Source organism: Aequorivita vladivostokensis (assembly GCF_000952855.1).
Lineage (GTDB): Bacteria > Bacteroidota > Bacteroidia > Flavobacteriales > Flavobacteriaceae > Aequorivita > Aequorivita vladivostokensis.
Map to the genome: position 1 here is coordinate 1 of NZ_JSVU01000001.1, position 22,991 is coordinate 22,991.

25 protein-coding genes are annotated in these 22,991 nt (G+C 42.1%); 20 read left to right on the forward strand and 5 right to left on the reverse strand.

All coding sequences use genetic code 11. The features are described from left to right. Positions 1-276 (reverse strand): YciE/YciF ferroxidase family protein (locus MB09_RS00005; protein WP_045078828.1); only part of this gene is annotated, 276 nt, incomplete at its 3' end. Positions 277-799: 523 nt separating this feature from the next. Here MB09_RS00005 and MB09_RS00010 point away from each other — a divergent pair. After that, a complete protein-coding gene (locus MB09_RS00010) occupies positions 800-1,321 on the forward strand; it encodes a sigma-70 family RNA polymerase sigma factor (RefSeq protein ID WP_045078829.1) in 522 nt (173 codons plus the stop codon). A 58-nt stretch (positions 1,322-1,379) separates the two neighbouring features. On the opposite strand, the gene MB09_RS00015 is transcribed toward MB09_RS00010, so the two are convergent. Continuing rightward, the gene (locus MB09_RS00015; RefSeq protein ID WP_045078830.1) at positions 1,380-2,291 is read right to left on the reverse strand and encodes a helix-turn-helix transcriptional regulator; all 912 of its coding nucleotides are present in this window, start codon (positions 2,289-2,291) and stop codon (positions 1,380-1,382) included. A gap of 192 nt (positions 2,292-2,483) precedes the next feature. On the opposite strand from MB09_RS00015, the gene hemA reads away from it, so the two are divergent. From hemA to MB09_RS00105, 18 genes are all read left to right on the forward strand, one after another. After that, the gene (hemA, locus tag MB09_RS00020) at positions 2,484-3,743 is read left to right on the forward strand and encodes a glutamyl-tRNA reductase (RefSeq protein WP_045078831.1); all 1,260 of its coding nucleotides are present in this window, start codon (positions 2,484-2,486) and stop codon (positions 3,741-3,743) included. A gap of 2 nt (positions 3,744-3,745) precedes the next feature. Beyond that, positions 3,746-4,702 carry a hydroxymethylbilane synthase gene (hemC, locus tag MB09_RS00025; protein WP_045078832.1) on the forward strand — a complete coding sequence of 319 codons (957 nt, stop codon included), beginning with the start codon at positions 3,746-3,748 and terminating at the stop codon, positions 4,700-4,702. 20 nt (positions 4,703-4,722) lie between these two features. Further along, complete coding sequence (locus MB09_RS00030) at positions 4,723-5,409, forward strand: uroporphyrinogen-III synthase (protein ID WP_045078833.1); 687 nt, start codon at positions 4,723-4,725, stop codon at positions 5,407-5,409. Between the two features lie 53 nt (positions 5,410-5,462). Further along, positions 5,463-6,491, forward strand: a complete 1,029-nt coding sequence (gene hemE / locus MB09_RS00035; RefSeq protein WP_045078834.1) for a uroporphyrinogen decarboxylase — start codon at positions 5,463-5,465, stop codon at positions 6,489-6,491. Next, on the forward strand, positions 6,492-6,974 hold the full coding sequence (locus MB09_RS00040) for a DUF6973 domain-containing protein (RefSeq protein ID WP_052671258.1): 483 nt from the start codon (positions 6,492-6,494) through the stop codon (positions 6,972-6,974). A 48-nt stretch (positions 6,975-7,022) separates the two neighbouring features. Then, complete coding sequence (locus MB09_RS00045) at positions 7,023-7,793, forward strand: EI24 domain-containing protein (RefSeq protein ID WP_045078835.1); 771 nt, start codon at positions 7,023-7,025, stop codon at positions 7,791-7,793. A 27-nt stretch (positions 7,794-7,820) separates the two neighbouring features. Beyond that, the gene (gene hemF / locus MB09_RS00050) at positions 7,821-8,729 is read left to right on the forward strand and encodes an oxygen-dependent coproporphyrinogen oxidase (RefSeq protein ID WP_045079300.1); all 909 of its coding nucleotides are present in this window, start codon (positions 7,821-7,823) and stop codon (positions 8,727-8,729) included. A gap of 12 nt (positions 8,730-8,741) precedes the next feature. Further along, positions 8,742-9,596 (forward strand): tetratricopeptide repeat protein, encoded by an 855-nt coding sequence (locus MB09_RS00055; protein ID WP_045078836.1) that lies wholly within the window; start codon positions 8,742-8,744, stop codon positions 9,594-9,596. 38 nt (positions 9,597-9,634) lie between these two features. After that, positions 9,635-10,624 (forward strand): porphobilinogen synthase, encoded by a 990-nt coding sequence (gene hemB / locus MB09_RS00060; protein WP_045078837.1) that lies wholly within the window; start codon positions 9,635-9,637, stop codon positions 10,622-10,624. A gap of 45 nt (positions 10,625-10,669) precedes the next feature. Further along, on the forward strand, positions 10,670-11,026 hold the full coding sequence (locus MB09_RS00065; RefSeq protein ID WP_045078838.1) for a hypothetical protein: 357 nt from the start codon (positions 10,670-10,672) through the stop codon (positions 11,024-11,026). Positions 11,027-11,115: 89 nt separating this feature from the next. Beyond that, a complete protein-coding gene (locus MB09_RS00070; protein ID WP_131459783.1) occupies positions 11,116-11,580 on the forward strand; it encodes a hypothetical protein in 465 nt (154 codons plus the stop codon). Positions 11,581-11,695: 115 nt separating this feature from the next. Continuing rightward, positions 11,696-12,808 (forward strand): CNNM domain-containing protein, encoded by a 1,113-nt coding sequence (locus tag MB09_RS00075; protein WP_045078840.1) that lies wholly within the window; start codon positions 11,696-11,698, stop codon positions 12,806-12,808. Next, the gene (locus MB09_RS00080; protein WP_045078841.1) at positions 12,789-13,286 is read left to right on the forward strand and encodes a methylated-DNA--[protein]-cysteine S-methyltransferase; all 498 of its coding nucleotides are present in this window, start codon (positions 12,789-12,791) and stop codon (positions 13,284-13,286) included. Before MB09_RS00075 ends, MB09_RS00080 begins: the two co-directional genes overlap by 20 nt. Before the next feature lies 1 nt (position 13,287). After that, positions 13,288-14,439, forward strand: coding sequence for a serine hydrolase domain-containing protein (locus tag MB09_RS00085; RefSeq protein ID WP_045078842.1), 1,152 nt, complete (start codon positions 13,288-13,290; stop codon positions 14,437-14,439). Positions 14,440-14,487: 48 nt separating this feature from the next. After that, complete coding sequence (locus MB09_RS00090) at positions 14,488-14,694, forward strand: hypothetical protein (protein ID WP_045078843.1); 207 nt, start codon at positions 14,488-14,490, stop codon at positions 14,692-14,694. Next, positions 14,691-15,008: a type II toxin-antitoxin system RelE/ParE family toxin gene (locus MB09_RS00095; protein WP_262987119.1), complete on the forward strand. Its 318-nt coding sequence runs from the start codon at positions 14,691-14,693 to the stop codon at positions 15,006-15,008. Before MB09_RS00090 ends, MB09_RS00095 begins: the two co-directional genes overlap by 4 nt. A gap of 74 nt (positions 15,009-15,082) precedes the next feature. Next, positions 15,083-15,796, forward strand: a complete 714-nt coding sequence (locus tag MB09_RS00100; protein ID WP_045078845.1) for a 3'-5' exonuclease — start codon at positions 15,083-15,085, stop codon at positions 15,794-15,796. An 84-nt stretch (positions 15,797-15,880) separates the two neighbouring features. Beyond that, positions 15,881-16,294 carry a hypothetical protein gene (locus tag MB09_RS00105; RefSeq protein ID WP_045078846.1) on the forward strand — a complete coding sequence of 138 codons (414 nt, stop codon included), beginning with the start codon at positions 15,881-15,883 and terminating at the stop codon, positions 16,292-16,294. A 71-nt stretch (positions 16,295-16,365) separates the two neighbouring features. Here the strand turns inward: MB09_RS00105 and MB09_RS00110 are convergent, their stop codons facing one another. Beyond that, positions 16,366-19,416 (reverse strand): M4 family metallopeptidase, encoded by a 3,051-nt coding sequence (locus MB09_RS00110; protein WP_052671260.1) that lies wholly within the window; start codon positions 19,414-19,416, stop codon positions 16,366-16,368. Positions 19,417-19,559: 143 nt separating this feature from the next. On the opposite strand from MB09_RS00110, the gene MB09_RS00115 reads away from it, so the two are divergent. Then, positions 19,560-21,248, forward strand: coding sequence for an ABC transporter ATP-binding protein (locus MB09_RS00115; RefSeq protein ID WP_045078848.1), 1,689 nt, complete (start codon positions 19,560-19,562; stop codon positions 21,246-21,248). A gap of 385 nt (positions 21,249-21,633) precedes the next feature. Here the strand turns inward: MB09_RS00115 and MB09_RS00120 are convergent, their stop codons facing one another. Both MB09_RS00120 and MB09_RS00125 read right to left on the reverse strand, forming a co-directional pair. Further along, positions 21,634-22,290, reverse strand: a complete 657-nt coding sequence (locus MB09_RS00120; RefSeq protein ID WP_045078849.1) for a CoA transferase subunit B — start codon at positions 22,288-22,290, stop codon at positions 21,634-21,636. After that, positions 22,290-22,991 (reverse strand): CoA transferase subunit A, encoded by a 702-nt coding sequence (locus MB09_RS00125; protein WP_045078850.1) that lies wholly within the window; start codon positions 22,989-22,991, stop codon positions 22,290-22,292. Before MB09_RS00125 ends, MB09_RS00120 begins: the two co-directional genes overlap by 1 nt.

Sequence of the window (22,991 nt, forward strand, 5' to 3'; positions counted from 1 at the left end):
AGGATCCTTTACCTCATCAAGAAAGTCTTCGGCTTCCTTGATTAAACCTTTCATGGCCTTACAGGTTTCCCCTTTTGGATCTATATCCAATTCGTCACAGATTTCCTCCAGTCGGGCCTTGTGTTCCTTAGTTTCCTCCAAATGGTCCTCAAAAGCCTTTTTCAACTTCGAGTTGTGGGCATTCTTCACCATTTTAGGCAAAGCTTTTGTCAATTGATCTTCAGCGCTATATAAATCCTTTAGCTGATGTTCAAAAAGTTCTTCTAAATTTTTCATGCTTATATTTTTTTTGGTTTAGCCTAAAATTAGTTTGAATGTTGACAATACAAAACAACCTTAAATTTATTTTAACAGCGTGGGGGGAAATGAGTTAAATTTTTCCGCTAATGAAATAATCGTTGGAGCCATAACAAATTTGAAAAAGCCTATCTGCTATTTTATATCCGTTAAACCGTAGTCCGTTAAAACACTGCACCCACCATAGATATGGCCTGTAAAATAGTGCCGTTTCCTATTAAAATGCCAAGAAGGAAATGGTCCCACCCAAGTTCATTTATGTAAAAATATTTAGAAAAAAATGTATCCTTTTCCCTCCTTTTCGGTCTTCCTATAAAACCCATAAAATAGTTAAGTTATGAATACTTGTGAATGTACCCAATGCGAATGCCAAAAATGCAACTGTGGCAATTGCCGCGACGCCCAATGTCCGTGCAATAGTTGCAATTGTACCAAATGCAGTTGCTGTTAAATAGCGAATAGGTTGGCCATTGTGCCAACCTTTCCTTATTTTTGAAGTGCTATGGACACACAAACCCTTTGGCAACGCTATGGCGATGGCATCTACTTCTTTATCTTAAAGAGGGTAAATGACCGTGCCAAGGCGCAGGATATTTTTCAAAATACCTTTTTAAAGATCCACTCCCACATCCACCAACTCCGCGATAAGGGTAGCGCCAAATCGTGGGCCTTTCGCATTGCGCGCAACGAGCTTGCCAATTATACAAATCGGGAAGCCTCCTATGCCCCACTCGAAGGGCCCGAATTGACGGAATTTTCTCGTCAGGAGAATGCTTTTTGTTGTTTCGACCGCTTCTTGGACGAATTGCCCGAAACCTATTTCCGCGCGGTACAGCTTGTATATGTGGAAGGCAAAAAGCAGGCCGAGGCAGCCGATATACTGGACATTAGCCTTCCCAATCTAAAGGCCAGATTGCGACGGGCAAAGGAAATTTTAAAAACCAATTTTCAGGAATGCTGCAATTATGCAGTGGATGCTCAGGGCCAACTCACGGGCGAAGCCGATTGCGGCCACTGCGGATAAATTTTTGATCGATTTTTGCCATGAAACGGTTGTGCTGGAAGTCAATTCTGAAAACGTCCTATACGTTCAGCCCCATCAAAAACTTCTTGGGCGTAGTGCCGAACTTCTTCTTAAAGGCAGCAATAAAGTGGCTGGAAGTGCTGTAGCCTACTTTCAATCCCACTTCATTCACATTGTGCGAGCCCGTGGCCAAAAGCTGCCGCGCCACCTCCATTTTATAGTCAAACAGAAAACTGAACACCGAATCGCCATATACCTGCTTAAACCCTTCCTTCAGTTTGTTCAGCGGTAGGTTTATTTCGTCTGCCAGCTGTTGGAGGGTAGGGGGTTCCGCCATGCGCGCAATGATTATCTGCTTCGCCTTTTTTATTTTTGAAACGTTGTCCTCATCGGCCAAAAAGGGGCACTGCTCCACATCGGCATCGGCGGGACGGTTAAAGTACAGGCTTAGCAGCTCGTATGCCTTCGCCTTAAAATAAAGGGGTTTTATGGTGGGGTGCAGGTTGTAGTTCATCAACTGGTTCAGCACTATGGCCATGGAAGGCGAAATCTGCGAATCTTTATAATATTTTCGGTCCTTGTTCTCCTCGCTCAAAAAAGTGATATAATCGGCTTCGGTTGAAAAAAGACTGTGGAATTTATTGATGGGAAGCAATACCGAGAGCACCCACGAATGTGGGTTAAGCGACAGATCCAGCGGCAAATCGCGTTGCGGATTATAGAGCAACAACGAATTCCCTTCCTGTATGGGCAGTTTGTAATTTCCTTCGTTAAAAACAAAGGAAGCCGAGCCCTTTATACAGAAATGAAACTGGATGAAATTGGAACTCACTTCCCGCTTAAAAGTTTGGTTATCATCGGTTTCACTGTTGAATTTTAAGATGAAAAACCCGGGTGAAATCGTTGTTTCTTCATAAAAACCTATCTCCTTGGCGGGTAAACTTTGAGCGACATTTTTTGATGCTTCCATATCAATTCTGAATGTTTTCTATTTAGAATAGTTCTAAATTAAATAGTGTTAACTTTGTCCTGAAACCGCGAATTTAGGGGTAAAAATATGATAATTGTCATATTTTGCCCTTTTTTAACAGCCAACGACATAAAAGATACCGCTGGCGTTATTTTTTAAAAAACAATGCGCTTACATTTGCTCCTGTTTTATATGGAAAACTTGAAAACATATTCTGGCCAATCCCTCGAAGGCAATTTTTACGCCATCGGCCTAAACTACAAAAAAGCAGATGCCGAAATCCGTGGCCACTTCAGCATTAGTGATATTGCGAAGGAAAAAATACTCCTTCAGGCCAAAGCAGACGGCATTCCTTCCCTTACCGTAATTTCCACTTGCAACCGCACCGAGCTTTACGGCTTTGCACAGCATCCATACCAAATTATAAAATTGCTCTGCGAGCACACCAACGGCACGGTGGAGGAGTTTGAAAAAGTAGCCTATATCTATAAAAACCGCGATGCCGTATCGCATCTATTTACGGTTGGTACGGGGCTGGATAGCCAGATTTTAGGCGATTTTGAAATTATAAGCCAACTGCGAAATGCTTTCCGCGAGTCCAAAAAACACGACATCATCAATCCGTTTATGGAGCGGCTTGCCAATGCGGTCATCCAGGCCAGCAAGCGTATAAAGAATGAAACGGAGATTTCCTCCGGCGCTACCTCGGTGAGCTTTGCGGCCGTGCAATACATAATGTCGCGCGTGCCCCATATTTCCGAAAAGAACATATTGCTCTTCGGCACCGGGAAAATAGGTAGAAATACCTGCGAAAACCTGATCAAGCATACCAAAAATGACCATATCACCCTTATAAACCGCACCAAGGAAAAGGCCGAGAAAGTGGCCGGCAAATTCAATTTGGTGGTGAAGGACTATGCCGATATACAAAGCGAAATAGCCCAGTCCGATGTGCTTGTCGTCGCTACTGGCGCGCAACAGCCTACTATTTCCAAAGAGCTTCTGTACTTGAAGAGACCATTGCTTATCCTGGACCTCTCGATTCCGAAAAACGTTTCCGAGGATGTCTTGGAGAACGAATTGGTTACCCTGGTGCATATGGACCATCTTTCTGCGGTAACGGACAATACCCTTGAAAAACGGGCGGCCCAACTTCCGCAGGCGAAGAAAATAATAGCCGAAATAGAAAAGGAATTCAATCAGTGGGCAGACAACCGAAAGTTTGCGCCTACCATTAAGGCCCTTAAAAGTAAGCTGTTGGAAATTAAGGAAGGTGAAATTGACTATCAACGCAAAAAGATTGATGGTTTCAACGAGGCCCAAGCCGAAATAATCAGCGACCGTCTTATCCAAAAAATAACTACACATTTCGCCAATCACCTAAAAGGCGAGGAAGGCGCTGCCGAAAGTATAGAACTCATCCGAAGGGTTTTCCAACTTGAAACTGCCTAATCTTGAAAAAAACAATCCGAATTGGCACCCGCGACAGTGAACTTGCACTTTGGCAAGCCAACACCGTAAAATCCAAACTTGAGGCTTTGGGCTATACCACCCAGCTGGTTCCCGTAAAGTCTGAAGGCGACTTGGTGCTGGACAAGCCCCTTTACGAAATGGGCATTACCGGCATTTTCACCAAAACGCTGGACGTCGCAATGATAAAAGGCACGGTGGACATTGCAGTACACAGTATGAAGGACGTGCCCACGCAATTGCCCAATGGCATCGTGCAGACCGCTGTTTTGGCGCGCGCCTCTTCCGAAGATATTTTGGTGACAAAGAATGTAATAGATTTCGAAAAACCATGCACGATTGCTACCGGAAGTTTACGCCGTCACGCACAATGGTTAAATCGATATCCGCATCATAAAGTTGTGGATTTACGAGGAAACGTAAATACCCGACTTCAAAAATTAAGTGATAATGACTGGCAAGGTGCAATTTTCGCAAAAGCTGGTTTACAGAGATTAGGATATGTGAGCAAAGCGAACATAAAAAGCCCCTCCTTTGGAGGGGTTGGGGAGGCTTTTTGGGAGGTTTTAGACTGGATGCTTCCCGCCCCGGCACAGGGCGCAATGGTTATTGTAACTTTGGAAAATGATGATTTTTGCAAGGAAGCCACTTCAAAATTAAATGATCCCGCTTCCGAAATCTGCACCCATATAGAACGCGAATTTTTAAGAACTCTCGAAGGTGGCTGTACCGCGCCAATCGGTGCGTTTGCTGAAATAATTGAGGACAAGGTCCTCCTAAAGGGCTGCCTATTTTCTTTGGACGGAAAGGAAAAATTGGAGATTGAAAAGGCTGTGGCCAAGACCGATTACCTACATTTTGGAAAGGAATGTGCCTTGCAGATTTTGAAAAATGGCGGCAGCGAATTGATGGCGCAAATCAAGAGCCAGATCAATAAGTAAGTATTTTAAATTTCATTGAAATGAAAAGCGTTCTCTCAACAAAAAAATTGAGTCCTTCTCAAAGGGAACTGCTCGTGAACGCCGGAATTTCTCTCGTAGATTACAATGCCATAAACATTGAATTTGTTCCTTTTAGAGCACCGAATACTGTGGAAAATGCTATTTTCACAAGTCAAAATGCTGTAAAGGCCTATTTAAATGAAAAAGACCATCTCCCCTCTCCTTTGGAAGGAGAGGGGTCGGGGGTGAGGATGTTTTGCGTGGGTGAAAAGACGAAATCGCTTTTGGAGGAAAACGGTTTCAAAGTGGTTAAAATGACCGAATATGCTTCCGAATTGGCTTCGTATTTAGTTGAAAACCACAAAAATGATTCCTTTCACTTTTTCTGCGGAAACATCCGAAGCGATGAAATTCCCTCAAAATTGAAGGAAAACCATATCGCTTTTGAAGAAATTGAAGTATATAAAACAACGTTGAATCCGAAGAAATTTGAAAGGCAGTTTGATGCAATCTTGTTTTTCAGTCCAAGTGGAGTAAGAAGTTATTGCGAGGAACGAAGCAATCTCATTAATGATCAACCAACATTCGTTTGTATTGGCACAACAACTGCTTCCGAAGCAAAAAAATATTCCGAAAATGTGGTTATTGCTAATGCCACAACCGTGGAAAGCGTAATTGCCAAAACAGTCAAAAAATTAAAAACATAGAAATTATATACCTAACAGGTTTTTAAAAACCCGTTAGGTTTGAACTAAAGCTTATGATAAAGAACGATTTATTCTTAAAAGCCCTCCGCGGCGAAACCGTGGAGCGGCCACCTGTTTGGATGATGCGTCAAGCCGGAAGATACTTGCCCGAATTTCAGGAGATAAAAGCGAAATACGATTTTTTCACGCGTTGCCAAACCCCAGAACTTGCAAGTGAAATTACCGTGCAGCCCATTCGCAGATACGGCATGGACGCTGCTATTTTGTTCAGCGATATTTTGGTAATTCCGCAGGCGATGAACATTCACGTTGAGATGAAACCCGGCGTTGGCCCCTGGTTGCCGGATCCAATCCGCTCGAAAAAGGATTTGGAACGCGTAACTGTGCCGGACATCAACGAAACCCTCGGCTATGTAATGGAAGCCATAAAGATGACGAAAGAAAAACTGAACGACGAAGTTCCGTTGATCGGTTTTGCGGGTAGTCCGTGGACCATTCTTTGTTATTGCGTGCAGGGGCAAGGCTCTAAAAACTTTGATAAGGCGAAGGAATTCTGCTTTACCCAACCCGTATTGGCCCACGAACTGCTTCAAAAAATAACCGATACCACCATTCTATATCTAAAGGAAAAGGTAAAAGCTGGCGTAAACGCCGTGCAGGTTTTTGACAGTTGGGGCGGGATGCTTTCGCCCACGGATTATCAGGAATTCAGCTGGCAATATATGCAGCAAATAATTGATGCGCTAAAAGATGAAACGCCCGTTATCGCCTTTGGGAAAGGTTGCTGGTTTGCGTTGGACACTATGGCGAAAAGCGGTGCATCGGCTTTGGGGGTAGATTGGACCTGTTCCCCAAGAAACGCTCGCTATTTGACTGGCGGAAAGATTACATTACAAGGAAATTTCGACCCAACGCGCCTTTTCAGTCCGCCATCCGAAATAAAAAAGATGGTGAAGCAGATGATCGATGAATTCGGGAAAGACCGTTATATCGTGAATTTGGGCCACGGAATCCTGCCCAATATTCCACTTAAAAATGCAGGTGCTTTTATTGAAGCGGTGAAGGAATACAAACAGGAATAGATGCTTTGGCGGATTGTAAGAAATCTGGATTTCAGGCAGCTCTTTGGGTTGCTTGGTCTTTTTCTTAGGAATCCGTTGTACACCTTTCCGACCATTTTCGCCACGAAGAAATGTATGGCAATTGCAGAAAGAGAGTACGGCAGCAAGCATCATTTGGGAAATCCGGCAAATGCATTCCGGCATGCGCTTTGGGTGATTTTGATAACCAAAAAGTGCCTGAAATGGCAAAACAACGAACAAAAGGCAAAAGCTTGGGCAAAGCAGTTTACCGATTGGCACGAGGATTTTTCGCCAAACAAAGCGTTGGAACGCGCCATGGATTTGCACAATAATGCAATGGGACTTCGTTATTTTGAGCAGATAAAAGACAGAAACGAAGCGGAAACGGTTTCATTTTTAAAACAAAGAGCTTCGGAAGCGGTAAAAGTTTTAACGGTTGAAGAGGTTAAAAGTATTGAGGATAAATTAGTTTATATCGATTGAAAAGAACCTAACGGGTTTTCGGAACCTGTTAGGTTTGGATTTAGGAAAATGGTCAAAAACATTCTAAAAGGCATAAAGGCATACGCAGGCACTTTCAAGCTCATTGGCAAACTCGGACTTTGGAAGTACTTCGGCATCCCGATGGCCATTAGTTTTTTGACCGCTGTTTTAATTGGGTTTTCCGCTTGGGGCTTGAGCGATAATCTGGGAGCCTTTATTTCAAAAATCTGGTTTTGGGAATGGGGCGCCGAAACGTTCCGGACTATTAGCGATTTTATTGGCGCACTTATAATCATTGCTTTGGGAATTATTCTATATCGGCATATTGTAATGGCATTGAGCGCACCCTTTATGAGTCCGGTTTCAGAAAAAATTGAAAAGCATTTTTATGGCGAAAACCATTCCCATAGAAATACTTCAAACGCGCAGCAGCTTTGGCGTGGCGTCCGAATAAACTTAAGGAATTTACTGATGGAGCTATTGCTCACACTCCCGATAATCTTGATAGGGTTTATACCCGTTGTGGGAATAATTTCTTCGGTACTTTTGTTTTTGGTGCAGAGCTATTACGCAGGTTTCGGGAATATGGATTATACGTTGGAACGGCATTATAAATATACCGAAAGTATCGAGTTTGTTAAAAGAAACCGCGGCTTGGCAATCGGCAACGGCATGATTTTTATGCTGATGCTTTTGATTCCGGTGATTGGGATTATTCTTGTATTGCCACTTTCGGTGACGGCGGCGAGTACGGAGACATTAAAGGTTTTGGAAACGACCAAGCAAATTGGTTTTAATAGAGATTTGGATAAAAATTAAAAGATACCCGCCTACGCGGGCATGGTGATGAAAGAAAAATTTGTAGCATATATAAAGAATTTGCAGAATGAAATTACTTCCGCTTTGGAGGAAATTGACGGTAAAGCAAAATTCAAGGAAGACAAATGGACACGTGCGGAAGGCGGCGGCGGCCAAACCCGAGTGATCGAAAACGGAGCAGTTTTCGAAAAAGGCGGGGTGAACATTAGTGAAGTCCATGGAAAACTTCCGGAGAGTATGCAGCAATATTTCGGCGTAAAGGATGCCGATTTCTTTGCTTGCGGCCTCAGTTTGGTGCTTCACCCAAAAAGTCCGATGGTACCAACGGTACACGCAAACTGGCGTTATTTTGAAATGTACAATTCCGAAGGAACAATCGTGGACAGCTGGTTTGGCGGCGGACAGGATTTAACGCCCTATTATTTGTTTGAAGAAGATGCCAAACATTTTCATCAAGTCTGCAAAACTGCTTGCGAAAGGCATAATCCGGATTTTTATGAAACTTATAAAAAGCGCTGCGACGAGTATTTTTGGAATGCGCATCGCGAAGAAGCGAGAGGAATTGGTGGTCTTTTCTTTGATTATTTAAAAGAAACGGACACGATGAAAATGCAGGATTGGTACAATTTCGTAACCGAAGTTGGCAACAGTTTCTTGGAATGTTATCTTCCCATTGTTGAAAAAAGAAAAAACCTTCCCTATTCCGAAGAAAACAGAACTTGGCAGGAAATACGCCGTGGCCGTTATGTTGAGTTTAATTTAGTTCACGATAAAGGCACGCTTTTCGGCCTAAAAACAAATGGCCGAATTGAAAGCATTTTGATGAGTTTGCCGCCGGTAGTTCAATGGAAATACGACCATCAACCGAAGTCTGGAAGTGAGGAAGCAAAACTTGTGGAGGTTTTGAAAAAGCCGAAAAAATGGCTAAAAATTTAAATTTGAGATATTATGAAATATGTTTTATCAGTCTTGCTATTAACAATTACAATTGGGTTTTCACAATCTAATCCACAAGAACTTAGTTTTGACACTAAATATTATAATGCTGTAGATAAGTGGATAGCATTTCCCAAAAAAGCAACTGATACATCTTATATCTTCGGATTTATTTATTTGGACGATACGGCGGGTTTTACTTTTAATTATGAATCGAAGTTTATAGAAACGGATAGTGGTCTTAAAAAATTACCAAGGAAGATTGAGGCTGGCTTAAAATCAAGACTTGTAGAAACAACTACTGATGTTGCAGTACTTTCAGATAGTCAACTTACCCAGTTAGAATTACCAAAATTCCCTGAATGGCTTTCGGTATACAAAGCAGATTCAACAAAAGTATCCTATTTAAAAAATATTGGATATCATTATAATCATGTGGGTGCAAACAATTTGGCTCTTAACCCTCTAAAAAAGGCCTACGTGCTAGATCCACATTATGCAGGGCTTGAATTTGAACTTGCATATGCATATAATGCCTTGCATGATTTTAATCAAGCGATTCTAATCCTTCAAGAAGCAATTAAAAATGATCCAAACAACTTTTTATTTTATCGTGAATTAGGTTTCTCTTTAAAAAATATTGGACAAAATGAAAATGCTGAAAAAATTTATAAAAAAGGAATTAATTTGACTGATGATAAATTTCAGAAAAGTGAAATGGCTATAAATATGGCACAATCCTATTATTTAGAAAAGAATCTGAAAAAATTTAAAGAATGGGCCGTAATTACACGGAAGTTTACAGAAAATGATTCCAGATTTGATCAATTTTTAAAAATCTGGGAAAAGGAATTAAAAATTAATTAGGCCTCGACGGCGCTCGACCTGACAAAAAAATTAAGATTATGTACCCACTAAGAAGAAACCGAAGACTGCGAACCAATGAAAGTATGCGAAGCCTGGTTCGTGAAACTATTATAAGCCCCAATGATTTTATTGTGCCACTTTTTGTGGTGGAAGGAAAGGGCGTAAAGGAAGAAATTGCCTCGATGCCTAACTATTACAGACTGAGTTTGGATAATCTTCAAAAAGAGGTAAAAGAGCTTTGGGAGCTCGGTTTGAAATCGGTTTTGCTTTTTGTGAAAGTTGATGATAAACTGAAGGACAATAGCGGAAAGGAAGCCTTAAATGCTGATGGATTGATGCAACGCGCCATAAAAACGGTGAAGGATGCCGTTCCCGAAATGATTGTGATGACCGATGTGGCCCTGGATCCGTTTTCAGTATATGGGCACGACGGAATTATTTCCGAAGGGAAAGTTTTAAATGACGATACCAATGCGGTCTTGGCTGAAATGTCCCTAAGCCACGCCATTGCGGGTGCGGATGTGGTTGCGCCCAGCGATATGATGGACGGACGCATTTTTGAAATCAGAACCCTTTTAGAGGACGAAGGTTTCTGCGATACCGCGATTATGGCGTACAGCGCCAAATATGCTTCGGCATTTTACGGGCCGTTCCGGGACGCGTTGGATTCAGCTCCAGTGGATGTTAAGGATATTCCGAAGGATAAAAAAACTTACCAAATGGATTACGGCAACCGGGAAGAGGCCATTCGCGAAACCTTGATGGACATTGACGAGGGCGCAGATATTGTGATGGTAAAACCCGGACTTTGTTATTTGGACATCGTCCGTGAGATTAAGGATGCCGTAAATGTTCCCGTGGCGGTTTATCAAGTAAGCGGCGAATACGCGATGCTAAAAGCAGCGGCCGAAAAGGGTTGGATAGACCACGATGCCGTAATGCTGGAACAGGTTACCGCCATAAAACGCGCTGGAGCCTCAATGATTGCGAGCTATTTCGCCAAAGATGCTGTAAAACTGATTAATTAGCAAAATTTTATCTTTCCGAATTCATTTTTCGCATACATTTGCGGCGTGAAACATGTTGAAAAACATATAAGTAGGTTACTGGTCTCGATTGCCGTTTTCCTGGTTTTCGGGAATGTGGCTTTTGCCGCCGAAACCTTTTCCGAAAAGAGCAAGAACACCGTTGTTTCTGAACTTCAGAAGGATGACCACAAGCCTTTTGTTTTTAATGAAATTTCTATTGGGGAGGTTTCGCAAACGGTTTCGCAGAATGAATATTTGGGGCTCGGATTGTTTGGAACATTTTATTCCAATCAGGATTTTTCCTTTGTCCGCGAATCTTCTTTAATCAATTCGTCCTTTACCCTAAAGGACAAACGGGAGCTAATCTTCCGGCATCTGTTTCCTTTCCATTTTTTTTGGTGATTTTTTGAGCATGCTTCGGCTTGTTTGGATTGGTTTCCAAGCATTTTCTTATTCAAATTTATTCACCTAAAAATTTATTCATCATGGAAATGAACACCACCCTAATTGGGATAATTATATTGTTATTGATTTTTGTGCCCGTAGGTTATTTAATCCTTAATACCACCGGGCAGGACAAAAAAGCAAAGAAAACCGTATCGCAACTGTCGCAGACCAAGGGCATACAGGTAAAAAATATAGAAGTGATAGGCAACTGCGTAATTGCTGTTGACGAGGCTTCAAAGAAACTAGTTTACACCTCAAAGACCAACCCCAGCGCAGACTTTAAGATTGTGGATATGACCGAGGTGCGCGACTGCAGGGCCAAGAGCATTAAGCAGACCGAAAAGACACTGGATTGGGTAGGGCTGGAACTGCTTGAGAAAACGGGCAGGGTAGAAATACCTTTCTACATTGAGAACGACGAAGAGGGCTATACCAAAGACCCTTTTGTTTGTCTGCAGGACGCAAAGCGATGGGAGGGAACGCTGAGGCCCTTGCTGAAGGCTTCGTAAAACCACTTTTTAAGAAAACCGTCCATTGTGGCGGTTTTTTTATGCAATTAACAAAGTGTTACGCATAAATCAGGTTATAAATCTTTATTTTAGATGAAAATTTCTAAAACCAACTATGACCTTACTGATTGTTTATGCGGTGCTTTCTATTTTCTTCTCCTTTTTGTGTTCTATCCTTGAGGCAGCGCTACTTAGCTTTACGCCCACTTATTTACGAATGAAGGCACAGGCGGGAAAGGTCTATGCCACGACCCTTACCAATTTTAAAAAAGATATAGACAAGCCGCTGATTGCAATCCTCACCCTAAATACCATTGCGCATACCGTTGGTGCCATTTTGGTTGGGGTACAAGCTGAAAAATTGCCTTATAAGGTGGAGCTATGGGGGATGAATCTGGTAGGAATTGTCTCTGCAATAATGACGATGCTTATATTGGTGGTTTCTGAAATTATCCCAAAAACCATTGGCGCTACCTACTGGAAGAAACTTGGTCCGTTTACGGCTATTTTCCTAAAACTAATAATTATCCCGTTAAAATATACGGGAATTCTGTGGCTGCTGATGCTCATTACGCGCTTGGTGGGCAAATCGGCTCATGTGAGTACGATGAGCCGTGAGGAATTTATGGCCATAACCGATGCCGCCGAGGAAGAAGGGGTTTTTGAGGAAAGTGAGACTACCGTTATAAAAAACCTACTTGTTTTTAAGAGCGTGCACGCCAAAGATGTAATGACGCCTTTTACCGTTGTTACTTTGGAAGATGAAACTAAGAGCCTTGATGAATTTCACCAAAACCATAAAAGCCTTCGATTTTCGAGGATACCAGTGTATAAAAACAAAACCCACAACATTACGGGGTTTGTACTTCGTGACGATGTGCTTGAGGAAATTGTGGAAGATCGCGGCGATAAGCTCTTAAGCGATTTAAAACGGGAGATTTTTGTGGTTTCGGCAGAAAAACCCATTCCAGAGCTATTTGAAACCTTTATTAAGCAACGCGTTCACATTGCATCGGTGGTTGATGATTTTGGAAATACCATTGGCGTTGTTACGATGGAAGATATTATTGAGACGCTCCTGGGCCTTGAGATTATGGACGAAAGTGACAGCATTGAGGACATGCAGTTACAGGCTCGTAAAAATTGGGAACGTCGTGCAAAGCGGATGGGAATTGAGATTAACAGAGATATAGAACTGGAACGGGGCGATGATGAACAGGAGCTATGATGATTATGTTGATACTCCCATAGGGATATTAATGCTTTCCTTTAATGAAAAGTTTGAATTGGTTTCGGCTATTTTTCCTGAGGATGAAATAGCGCTTCCCGTAGCCAATGGTTTGGGAAGTGTGAAAATTCAGCGTGTGAAGAAACAATTCGAGGAATACTTTAACGGCACCCGAAAAACTTTTGATATACCGCTTTCGCCGGAAGGAACCGAATTTCAAAAAAAGGTTTGGACGGAATTGTTGAACATACCCTACGGAGAAACTACCACCTATCAACAAATGGCGAACAAGTTGGGCGACCCAAAAGTAATCCGTGCGGCTGCCTCGGCCAACGGCAAGAACCCTATTTCCATAGTCATTCCCTGCCATCGGGTTATTGGCAGCGATGGTTCGCTCACAGGCTATGCGGGCGGTCTGCACCGAAAGAAATGGTTATTGGAGCTCGAAAGCCCTTCCCCCCAACAATCGCTTTTTTAAGATGAAACGTTTCAAGAATTTCCTCAAGTGGCTTTTTATATTGCTTGTCGCCGTGGTACTTGGCCTTTACATTAGCGGGTATGGCTATATTCTGAAAGGCATTTGGGTGGTCTATCTACACGGCCACACCACGGCCTATATTGACGATTTTAAATTTTTTGAAAACGAGACGATTCCCGCGAGCCGCGACCCGCAGCCTTGGCCATTCCATAAAGATTACAACAGCGTTGAGGCCACCAAAGCTCTTTCTGAAATGAACGACACTTTGGGAACGGTTGCTTTTTTAATTATAAAAAATGATAGCATTTGGTTTGAAAAGTATTTTGACGGCTTCACGAAAAACTCGCAGACCAATTCCTTTTCCATGGCGAAGAGTGTTACTTCTGCTTTGCTGGGAAAGGCAATAAATGATGGATATATAAAAAGCTTAGGCCAGCCCGTCGGCGATTTTTATCCGCAGTATGCCGGAACCGGAATGACGGTGGGCGATCTTTCTTCCATGGCTTCGGGGCTAAATTGGGACGAATCGTATTTCAATCCGTTTGGGATGACGGCGCGGGCATACTACGATGCCGATTTGGCCAAAACTATCTTGAAATTGAAAGTGGTAGATACGCCCGGCGTTCGCTTTAAGTATTTAAGCGGAAATACGGAGCTTCTGGCAATGGTTATCCAAAAAGCAACAAATAAAAAGTTGGCAGATTATTTACACGAAAGTTTTTGGCAACCGCTGGGCTTTGAAAATCCTGCGGTTTGGCAAGTGGATGATGAAGAAAACAGATTGGTAAAAGCCTACTGCTGTATTGGCAGCAATGCGAGGGATTTTGCACGTTTTGGGAAATTGTATAAAGAGTACGGCAAGTGGAACGGTCAACAAATTTTGGATTCTGCTTTTGTGGCAAAATCCATTGCACCACGCTTTGCGGAAAGCCCCGAATACGGTTATGGGTTTTGGCTGAGCGATTATTTGGAAAGGAAAATTTTTGTGATGCGAGGTATTCTTGGACAATACGTAATCGTGATTCCCGAAGATGATTTAATTATCGTACGCTTGGGGCATAAACGCGGCAATAAAACCGATTTGCCTTTTAGCAGTGATTTTTATGTTTATGTGAGGGAGGTTTATGAGATGATTGAAAATGGTGGCTCTTAATTCTATTGTTTCATTTTGTATATTTACTTATAAAATAATTTACGACAGATGAATACATCACTATTAAAAGAAGAACTTCATCAATTAATTGAAAAGGGTGACGAAAGTTTCGTAAAAAACTTTTATAAACTCGCTAAGCTATATCTTCAGAAATCTGAAATGGATAAAATGATAATGGATGGCGAGGCGGATATAAAGGCCGGTAGAATATACAGCTCAGAGGAAATGAAGGATTTTATCGATTCTTGGAATTGAACGGAAAACCTACGTATTGGACGCATCGTGCAAAGAGGGATTTGGAAAAAATCTTCCATTTCAATAAAGTATTGTACGGTACCGAAAAAGCAAAAGAGATTTCCTATAGTATTCGAGAAAGGACCTTGCTGCTTGAAAATCCAGAATATGATTTTGAGCGAATAGGGTCCGTGGACGAATCCTTTAACCATTTAAAACACACTTATAGAAAACTAATTGAAGGCTATTGCAAAATAACATATAGGATAGGTAAGAAAAGGATATATATTGTCCGGGTTTTTGATACACGACAGCATCCCTCAAAGAATTTATAAAAAATTGAAATTATTTTTGAATCAATAATTTTCCGTAGCTTTAAGCATCTCCCCAGTTTGAAAATTTCAGAATTATGATCAAGCGAATAAACTTGGAGCATATCCTGTTCTTGGATATTGAGACCGTGCCACAGTACGAAAATTTTGATGAACTGGACGATACCTCAAAAACACTTTGGGAGCTGAAAAGCCAATACCAAAGGAAGGATGAAATTTCCGCGGAAGAGTTTTACGAGCGCGCAGGCATTTGGGCGGAGTTTGGTAAAATTGTTTGCATATCCGTAGGCTATTTTGTGTTGAAAGGCGACGTCCGCAATTTTCGCGTAACCAGTTTTCACGGCGATGAGATTAGCATTTTAAAGGAGTTCAAGGCCTTGCTCGAAATCCATTTCAACAAACCACACCATCTCCTATGCGCGCATAACGGCAAGGAGTTTGACTTTCCGTACATTGCGCGAAGAATGATTATTAACAGTATCGACATTCCTTTTAAACTAGATCTTTTCGGAAAAAAACCTTGGGAGGTACCGCATTTGGACACTTTGGAATTATGGAAATTTGGCGATTACAAGACTTTTACCTCCCTCAAATTGATGGCGCATGTTCTCGGGATTCCTTCTCCAAAGGACGATATTGATGGCAGTCAAGTGCGAAGCGTTTATTACGATGAAAAGGATATTGACCGAATAATTACCTATTGCGAAAAAGATGCGGTTACGGTGGCACAGATTTTCCTAAAACTTCGCAATGAAGAAATGTTGCGGGATGACGAAATACTTTCGGTTTAAATCGCTTTTATGAGCCAACATCATTCTGCAAGGTTTTCTGTCTAAAATTTAGTAGTTTTACCGGCCACATTCAAATATACTTCTATGACATTTTCAAAATTTATCCCAAAATCATTTTTAATCCCTATGGTAGCGGCATTTCCTCTTTTTATGTCCTGCAAGGATGAGAAGGTAGCAGAACAGACGCCCGCAGCCACCCAAGAGGCAACCCTTGAACAGAAGAAACAAGCTTTGGAGAATGCCGCTCCGGCTTCTACTACTATAAACGCAGCAAGTAACGGTGGTGCGGTTAATCCGCCCCACGGGCAGCCCGGCCACGATTGCAAAATTCCAGTGGGCGCTCCCTTGAACGGGGCGGCTGGAGGCACCGACGCTACATCTATGCCAGCGATGAATCAGACCAAGGCTACTCCGGCGGCCATTTCAGGCAATGGCGTAAACCCACCCCACGGGCAGCCAGGCCATAGATGTGATATAAAAGTAGGCGATCCTCTTTAAAAAGAATATTTATAAAGTAAACGGCCCGTTTCATTTTTGAAACAGGCCGTTCTATTATCAATATTAATTAACTACTCTTTTATGAAACGTTTCATAAGCTTGTTGTTGTTGTTGTGGGTATTTACTTCAAGCATATAAACACCACTTCGCAATGAGGAAACATCTAAGCTTTCAGTATAAAGGCCTTTGCCAATAACCTGTCCCATAATGTTATAGATTACATAATCCTTTCCATTTGCCTCAACCAAAGAGATGTTAAGGGTATGTTTGGCAGGGTTTGGATAAATGGACATTTCTGAACTGTTGAAGCCTGTACCTCCAGAAATACCTTGGTTCACTGAATTACTGATGATCACGGTATAATCTTCCACTTCACCATAAGTAAAAGTTTCACAAGAAGTTGGATTTGCGTTATACTTCATAGAAACGCGCATTCTGGTTGCGCCCGAAAGTGCAGATGTAGGAACTGTAAAACTACCGGAAATTGAGGATGCAGTAGTTCTGGAGCGCGAGTAAACCTGCTCGCCAGCATCATTAAAGTCGCCATCCTGGTTATAGTCAATCCATACGCGGTATGCTTCGCTGTACGTTCTACCGGTCCAGCGTGGAGTTATGGTTATGGTATTGCTGCTTCCTTTGGTTAAGGATGTAGAAATACTTGTGAAATTTCCATAGCCACCATTATTTCCAGAAAGATTATTAATGCTTCCCAGTTGGACCCTGTCTATATATTCATCATTTGTATTGTTTCCTTGCGAAGTACAGTATGTAACCGTATTTGATAGAGTGGTAACATTTACAGTATTGCTGAAGCCAGAATTGTTGCCAGCCGCATCGTGTGCACGTACTCTAAAGGAATAAGCGGTAGCAGGTGACAATCCAGTAATGTTTGCTGAAGTGCCTGCAACGCTTCCTAAGTTGGTACTGCCTTGGAAAACGTCGTAGCCCGTTACGCCCACATTGTCTGTGGAAGCATTCCACGAAAGTGTAAGCGTGGTTTGGGTTACATTTGAAGCGGACAGACTTCCCGGCGCAGTTGGAGCCTGCGTATCTGGTGCAGCGCCTCCCAAGTTGATTGTATAGTCTTCTACTTCACCATAGCTGAAAGTTTCACAGGAAGTTGGAATTCCGTTGTATTTCATCGAAACCCTCATTCTTGTTTCGCCGCCAACAGTTCCTGATGGCACCGTGAATGTTCCGCTATTTGGAGTGTCTTTTGATGCGGCTTTGGACCAGACCAATTCGCCTGCATCACCGAAATCGTTATCACCATTGTAATCGATCCATACGGCATAACCTTCATTGTAGGTTGTTCCTGTCCAAGTAGGAGTTACTGTAATAGTGTAAGCGGTGCCTTCGTTTAAAGTAGTAGAAATACTTGTAAAATCTGAATAAAGTTGTGCGCCCGAAGCATTATTGATGGTGTTCAACTGTACGCGGCTTATGTATTCATCATTTACATTGTTACCCTGTGAAGCGCAATAGCTACTTCCCCCACCACCACCGTATGGAGCGCCAACACCTACAGCATACCAAGCGTTAGTGGTGGCAATTTCCTCTGGGCTATCTGCGCCGTAAAGATCTCTTGCGGCTTGAATAGCGCCATTTCTTGCATCGCTGTACTGTGAGTTTGAATTCAAATAGACAGTTAGGTTCCTGTAGGCAATTGCAGCTGCTTTGTCCATCCCGATTCCGGTAACGTTATAGCTGTTGCCTAAATCGTTGGTACCGCTTTTACCCAGGGATAGAACATAAAACCAAAAATTCTGCACCCCGGAGTTTATGTGTACCCCGCCATTATCGCCTGAGCCGGAATACCAATTGGTTCCCAAATACGTGTCTGGATCGCCATAGGCATTTGGGTTGCTCATGGAGCGAAGTGCACCACCGCTTCCGCCAGCACCAATGTCATCACCCATAAGCCAGTCGTTTGTTCCAGAGGCAAACTTTTCAATTGATTCACCGAAAATGTCTGAAAAAGATTCATTCAAAGCTCCAGATTGATAGCTATAAACAAGGTTTGCGGAATATTCGGTAACGCCGTGTGCAATCTCGTGGCCACAAATATCCAAGGATACCAATGGGCCATAGTTTACGCCATCCCCATCGCCGTAAGTCATTCGGCTACCGTCCCAAAATGCATTCACATAATTTGAGGAATAGCTAACGTACGATTTTATAATGGCTCCCGCATTGTTGTAGGAGTTTCTTCCATGCTTTTGGCTGAAGTATTTGTGGGTACGCTCCGCGCCAAAATGGGCTTGAACACCCGTTGGGTTCGATGTAAAATTTGTTGAAGAGCTGGTAACATCCACGGCGCTGTTATAGTTGGTACTATTGTTCAGGTCAAAGGTCTGTATTCCGCTGCCATCTGCTGTTTGGCGCAAACGGTATGGGCCAGAGGCATTATCGGCCGTAAAGGACACCGTGCCGTTATAAAGGCTGGTTCCCGTTGCTGGCACATTGGCATGGTGAATACGCTTGTTTTCAAAAATGAATTGTCCCGTTTTCGCATCAATATAAACATCTGCTCTGTAAAGCGGAGCCGTAGCATAAATATCAAACTTATAGGCTAGGCGGTTGGTTTCAGAAATATTCTTCATTGCAGGGAAAACCACCAATTCACCCGAAGGCTTTTGATAATCTGCCAAAGCTGCTTCCGAAGTATTTTGCCACATATATTTTGTGGCGCCTACGTGTGCCATAGCATTGTTCAAAGCCTGGGAATTGCTTACGGATGGGGTTACATTAAAATCTTCAGCAATGGGGGAATAGGAAGAATTTAAAGTTTGTACCGTTCCATTTTTACTGCTCAGGGTGGCAGTTGCAAATTCTACTTTTACACCTTTAAAATACTGCTGCATTTTTTGATGTGTAAAACCTAGGGGATCTTGTTCTTGTTTTAGCGTAGTGAAGGAAGTTTGTGGGGATGGATTTAAAACTTCCTTGAAAATTTGGGAGGAGTTTTGAAGCGAATAGGATTGCGAGGCATCAAAAACTACTAGACTTGGTGGTTCTTTTACGTTTCTCTTTTCATCTTTTTTGTCTTGGGCAGAAACCACCCCGGAAAACGCAAAGATGATCAACGAAAATAGAAAAACGATTTTGTTAATTTTTTTCATAATAAATAAGATTTAGTGAATAAATAGGTTTGATGTTTTGTTAAAAAACTATTAAAAGAACGATAATTTTAGATAAGATGAAATTTTATTCGATGAACGGCAGTTAAAGTTTTAATATTCCCTTTTATCCTATCTTTGGAATTATGAATGGAAAACCATTGTTATCGGTTAAGGAACTATCAGTTTCCTTTGGAAATAGGAAACAGCTTGTTGAAGTTTTACACCAAATTTCTTTTGATGTTTTCGAAAATGAAATAGTGGGAATAGTGGGTGAATCTGGTTCGGGTAAGTCGGTCACTTCACTTTCCATTATGGGTCTATTGCCAAAAAAGCAAGCAAATCTTTCCGGGAATATTTTTTTTGGAGAAAAAGAGCTATTAAAAGTCACCGAAAAAGAATTTCGAAGTATAAGAGGAAAGGAAATAGCAATGATTTTTCAGGAGCCTATGAGCGCGCTCAATCCTTCGCTGAAATGTGGCTTTCAGGTTGCAGAGATTCTCCGGCTTCATTTAAAGATGAACGCTTCCGAAGCAAAAAAGGAAACCATATCACTATTTGAAAAGGTAAAGCTGCCAAGACCTAACGATATTTACAACAGTTATCCGCACCAAATAAGCGGCGGGCAAATGCAGCGGGTGATGATTGCCATGGCCATTGCCTGTAAACCAAAACTGCTCATTGCCGACGAACCCACCACAGCGCTGGACGTAACCGTGCAAAAGGAAATCCTCTCACTTTTGAAATCCATTCAGCAGGAAACAAAAATGGCGATGATTTTTATCTCGCACGATTTGAGTTTGGTTTCTGAAATTGCCGATAGGGTGGTGGTTATGTATAGAGGCGATATTGTTGAAAACGCAACTACCGATGAAATTTTCAAACACCCAAAAGCGGAATATACCAAAGCGCTTTTGGCGTCACGACCGTCGCTAAGTGTTCGTTTGGCAAAATTGCCCACCATTGCCTCCATTGCCGATAAAAGCTTTGTCCCGCGGGAAGTGAAGGCTACCGAACGCGCAAAGAGACACAAACAGATTTATACCAAAGTGCCTATTTTGGAAATTTCCAATTTGGAAAAATACTATTTCAGCAATGTTGGAATCTTTGCAAAGCCCGAAATAGTAAAAGCCGTGGACAACGTTAGTTTTTCGGTTTTTGAAGGAGAAACTTTGGGGCTCGTGGGCGAATCGGGTTGCGGAAAATCTACTTTGGGAAAAACCATTCTTCGGCTTGAAAAGGCAACTTCAGGAAGCATAAAATATAGGGGAAAGGAACTTACAAGGCTTTCAAAAGTTGAAATCAGAAATCTTCGGAAGGAGATACAGATTATTTTTCAAGATCCCTATTCATCCCTCAATCCGCGTTTAATGATAGGCCAGGCACTGATGGAGCCGATGGAGGTCCACGGTTTGGGAAAGACTAAAAAGGAAAGAAAGGATCGGGTGCTAGCCTTGCTTGAAAGAGTGGGATTGGATGAAAGTTATTTTTACCGCTATCCACACGAGCTTTCGGGCGGGCAACGGCAGCGGGTAGGCATTGCTCGCACGATTGTGGTTGAGCCCAAGCTGGTAATTTGTGATGAATCGGTTTCGGCTTTGGACATTTCGGTGCAGGCGCAAGTGTTGAACCTGTTGAATGAATTGAAAAAGGATTTTGGTTTCACCTATATATTTATATCACACGATCTGGCAGTAGTAAAATATATGTCGGACCAGCTTTTGGTAATGAACAAAGGAAAGATAGAGGAATTGGGCGATGCCGATGAAATTTACGAAAATCCGCAGACAGCATATTCAAAAAAACTTATTGAGGCAATCCCGAAGGGAATTTAAAGCGTCTAAAAATTAAGCAATAAAAAACCCGTTCTAACCTCACGAAGAACGGGTTTAATAATTTATCTGTGTTTATGACAGATTTGGGGCATAAACAACCATAAAAAAAGATTAGACCAATAAAAACACTTTCTTAAAAATGAAAAGCACATTTTGTACTAATTCCTTTGTGCCTTTAAATGATCTAATTACTTTTTCCATATGAGGTTAAGTTGGTAAGATTTGGGACTGCTAATATGTGAAGGAATTTTCAATAAAGCGATAAAAAGCATTAATATTCGATGAAGTGCACTAAAATTTAACATATCGAGAGTTTTACACCTTTTTTTATCATAAAAAAACCATGACAGTGCATGGTTTGATATTTTAAAATTTGAAAAGGATGTTAAAATTTCATCTCTGCAATTTCTCCGTTTATTATTAAATCGCCCTCGGTGGCTTGCTGGATTTCTTCTATGGAAACTCCCGGAGCGCGTTCAAGTAAATGGAATTTTCCATCCTTGATTTCAAGTACAGCAAGATTTGTAACTATTTTTTTTACACAATTTACACCGGTAAGCGGCAAACTACACTCTTTTAGTAATTTTGATTCGCCGTCGCGGTTGGTGTGCATCATTGCTACGATAATATTCTCAGCCGAAGCTACGAGGTCCATGGCGCCGCCCATTCCCTTTACCATTTTACCGGGAATTTTCCAGTTGGCAATATCGCCGTTTTGTGAAACTTCCATTGCCCCAAGTATTGTTAAATCTACATGTTGCCCACGAATCATTCCAAAACTCATCGCCGAATCAAAAAAAGAAGCGCCGGGCAAGGCTGTGATAGTTTGTTTGCCAGCGTTTATTAAATCTGGGTCTTCTTCACCTTCATACGGAAAAGGGCCCATGCCGAGGATTCCGTTCTCGCTTTGGAATTCCACGCTTATGTCGTCGCGCACAAAGTTTGCAACCAGCGTAGGGATGCCGATTCCCAGATTAACGTAGTAACCGTCCTTTACTTCTTTCGCTATTCTTTGCGCTATTTGTTCTTTAGTTAAGGCCATTAGTTTCTTTTTCTAACTGTTAGTTGCTCAATTCGCTTTTCGTATTTTTCCCCTTGAAATATCCGTTGGACAAAAATTCCCGGGATATGGATTTGGTTGGGGTCCAATTCCCCAGCGGGAACCAATTCTTCCACCTCGGCAACGGTTATTTTTCCAGCACCGCACATGGCTGGGTTGAAATTTCTTGCGGTTCCCTTAAAGATGAGGTTGCCGGCTTCATCGCCCTTCCAAGCTTTTACAAAGGAAAAATCTGCCTCAAAGGCCTTTTCCATCACATACATTTTTCCGTGGAATTCACGGGTTTCCTTTCCTTCGGCCACTTCGGTTCCATAACCTGCGGGCGTGAAAAAGGCAGGAATACCACTTCGGGCGGCTTCACAGCGTTGTGCCAAAGTGCCCTGTGGAATGAGTTCAACTTCCATTTCGCCACTGAGCATTTGGCGCTCAAACTCGGCATTTTCTCCTACATACGAAGAAATCATTTTTTTTATTTGATGTTTTTTCAGAAGAAGACCAAGCCCAAAATCATCCACTCCAGCATTGTTTGAAATACAGGTAACGTTCTGAACATTTCGCCTTACCAATTCTGAAATAATATTTTCTGGGATGCCACAGAGACCAAAGCCGCCGAGCATAAAAGTCATTCCGTCTTCAATGCCTTCACAGGCTTCGCGAACGTTTGCAACTGTCTTTTTTATCAT

What these genes read in the sequence shown, in the direction of transcription:
- MB09_RS00125 (WP_045078850.1), bottom strand. Translation starts at nt 22,991, where the DNA reads ATGATAAAAAAGACAGTTGCAAACGTTCGCGAAGCCTGTGAAGGCATT.
- MB09_RS00115 (WP_045078848.1), top strand. Translation starts at nt 19,560, where the DNA reads ATGAATGGAAAACCATTGTTATCGGTTAAGGAACTATCAGTTTCCTTT.
- hemF (WP_045079300.1), top strand. Translation starts at nt 7,821, where the DNA reads ATGAAAGAAAAATTTGTAGCATATATAAAGAATTTGCAGAATGAAATT.
- MB09_RS00085 (WP_045078842.1), top strand. Translation starts at nt 13,288, where the DNA reads ATGAAACGTTTCAAGAATTTCCTCAAGTGGCTTTTTATATTGCTTGTC.
- MB09_RS00070 (WP_131459783.1), top strand. Translation starts at nt 11,116, where the DNA reads ATGAACACCACCCTAATTGGGATAATTATATTGTTATTGATTTTTGTG.
- hemB (WP_045078837.1), top strand. Translation starts at nt 9,635, where the DNA reads ATGTACCCACTAAGAAGAAACCGAAGACTGCGAACCAATGAAAGTATG.
- MB09_RS00105 (WP_045078846.1), top strand. Translation starts at nt 15,881, where the DNA reads ATGACATTTTCAAAATTTATCCCAAAATCATTTTTAATCCCTATGGTA.
- MB09_RS00015 (WP_045078830.1), bottom strand. Translation starts at nt 2,291, where the DNA reads ATGGAAGCATCAAAAAATGTCGCTCAAAGTTTACCCGCCAAGGAGATA.
- MB09_RS00045 (WP_045078835.1), top strand. Translation starts at nt 7,023, where the DNA reads ATGGTCAAAAACATTCTAAAAGGCATAAAGGCATACGCAGGCACTTTC.
- MB09_RS00120 (WP_045078849.1), bottom strand. Translation starts at nt 22,290, where the DNA reads ATGGCCTTAACTAAAGAACAAATAGCGCAAAGAATAGCGAAAGAAGTA.
- MB09_RS00030 (WP_045078833.1), top strand. Translation starts at nt 4,723, where the DNA reads ATGAAAAGCGTTCTCTCAACAAAAAAATTGAGTCCTTCTCAAAGGGAA.
- MB09_RS00075 (WP_045078840.1), top strand. Translation starts at nt 11,696, where the DNA reads ATGACCTTACTGATTGTTTATGCGGTGCTTTCTATTTTCTTCTCCTTT.
- hemE (WP_045078834.1), top strand. Translation starts at nt 5,463, where the DNA reads ATGATAAAGAACGATTTATTCTTAAAAGCCCTCCGCGGCGAAACCGTG.
- MB09_RS00090 (WP_045078843.1), top strand. Translation starts at nt 14,488, where the DNA reads ATGAATACATCACTATTAAAAGAAGAACTTCATCAATTAATTGAAAAG.
- MB09_RS00110 (WP_052671260.1), bottom strand. Translation starts at nt 19,416, where the DNA reads ATGAAAAAAATTAACAAAATCGTTTTTCTATTTTCGTTGATCATCTTT.
- MB09_RS00010 (WP_045078829.1), top strand. Translation starts at nt 800, where the DNA reads ATGGACACACAAACCCTTTGGCAACGCTATGGCGATGGCATCTACTTC.
- MB09_RS00040 (WP_052671258.1), top strand. Translation starts at nt 6,492, where the DNA reads ATGCTTTGGCGGATTGTAAGAAATCTGGATTTCAGGCAGCTCTTTGGG.
- hemA (WP_045078831.1), top strand. Translation starts at nt 2,484, where the DNA reads ATGGAAAACTTGAAAACATATTCTGGCCAATCCCTCGAAGGCAATTTT.
- MB09_RS00100 (WP_045078845.1), top strand. Translation starts at nt 15,083, where the DNA reads ATGATCAAGCGAATAAACTTGGAGCATATCCTGTTCTTGGATATTGAG.
- MB09_RS00055 (WP_045078836.1), top strand. Translation starts at nt 8,742, where the DNA reads ATGAAATATGTTTTATCAGTCTTGCTATTAACAATTACAATTGGGTTT.
- MB09_RS00080 (WP_045078841.1), top strand. Translation starts at nt 12,789, where the DNA reads ATGATGAACAGGAGCTATGATGATTATGTTGATACTCCCATAGGGATA.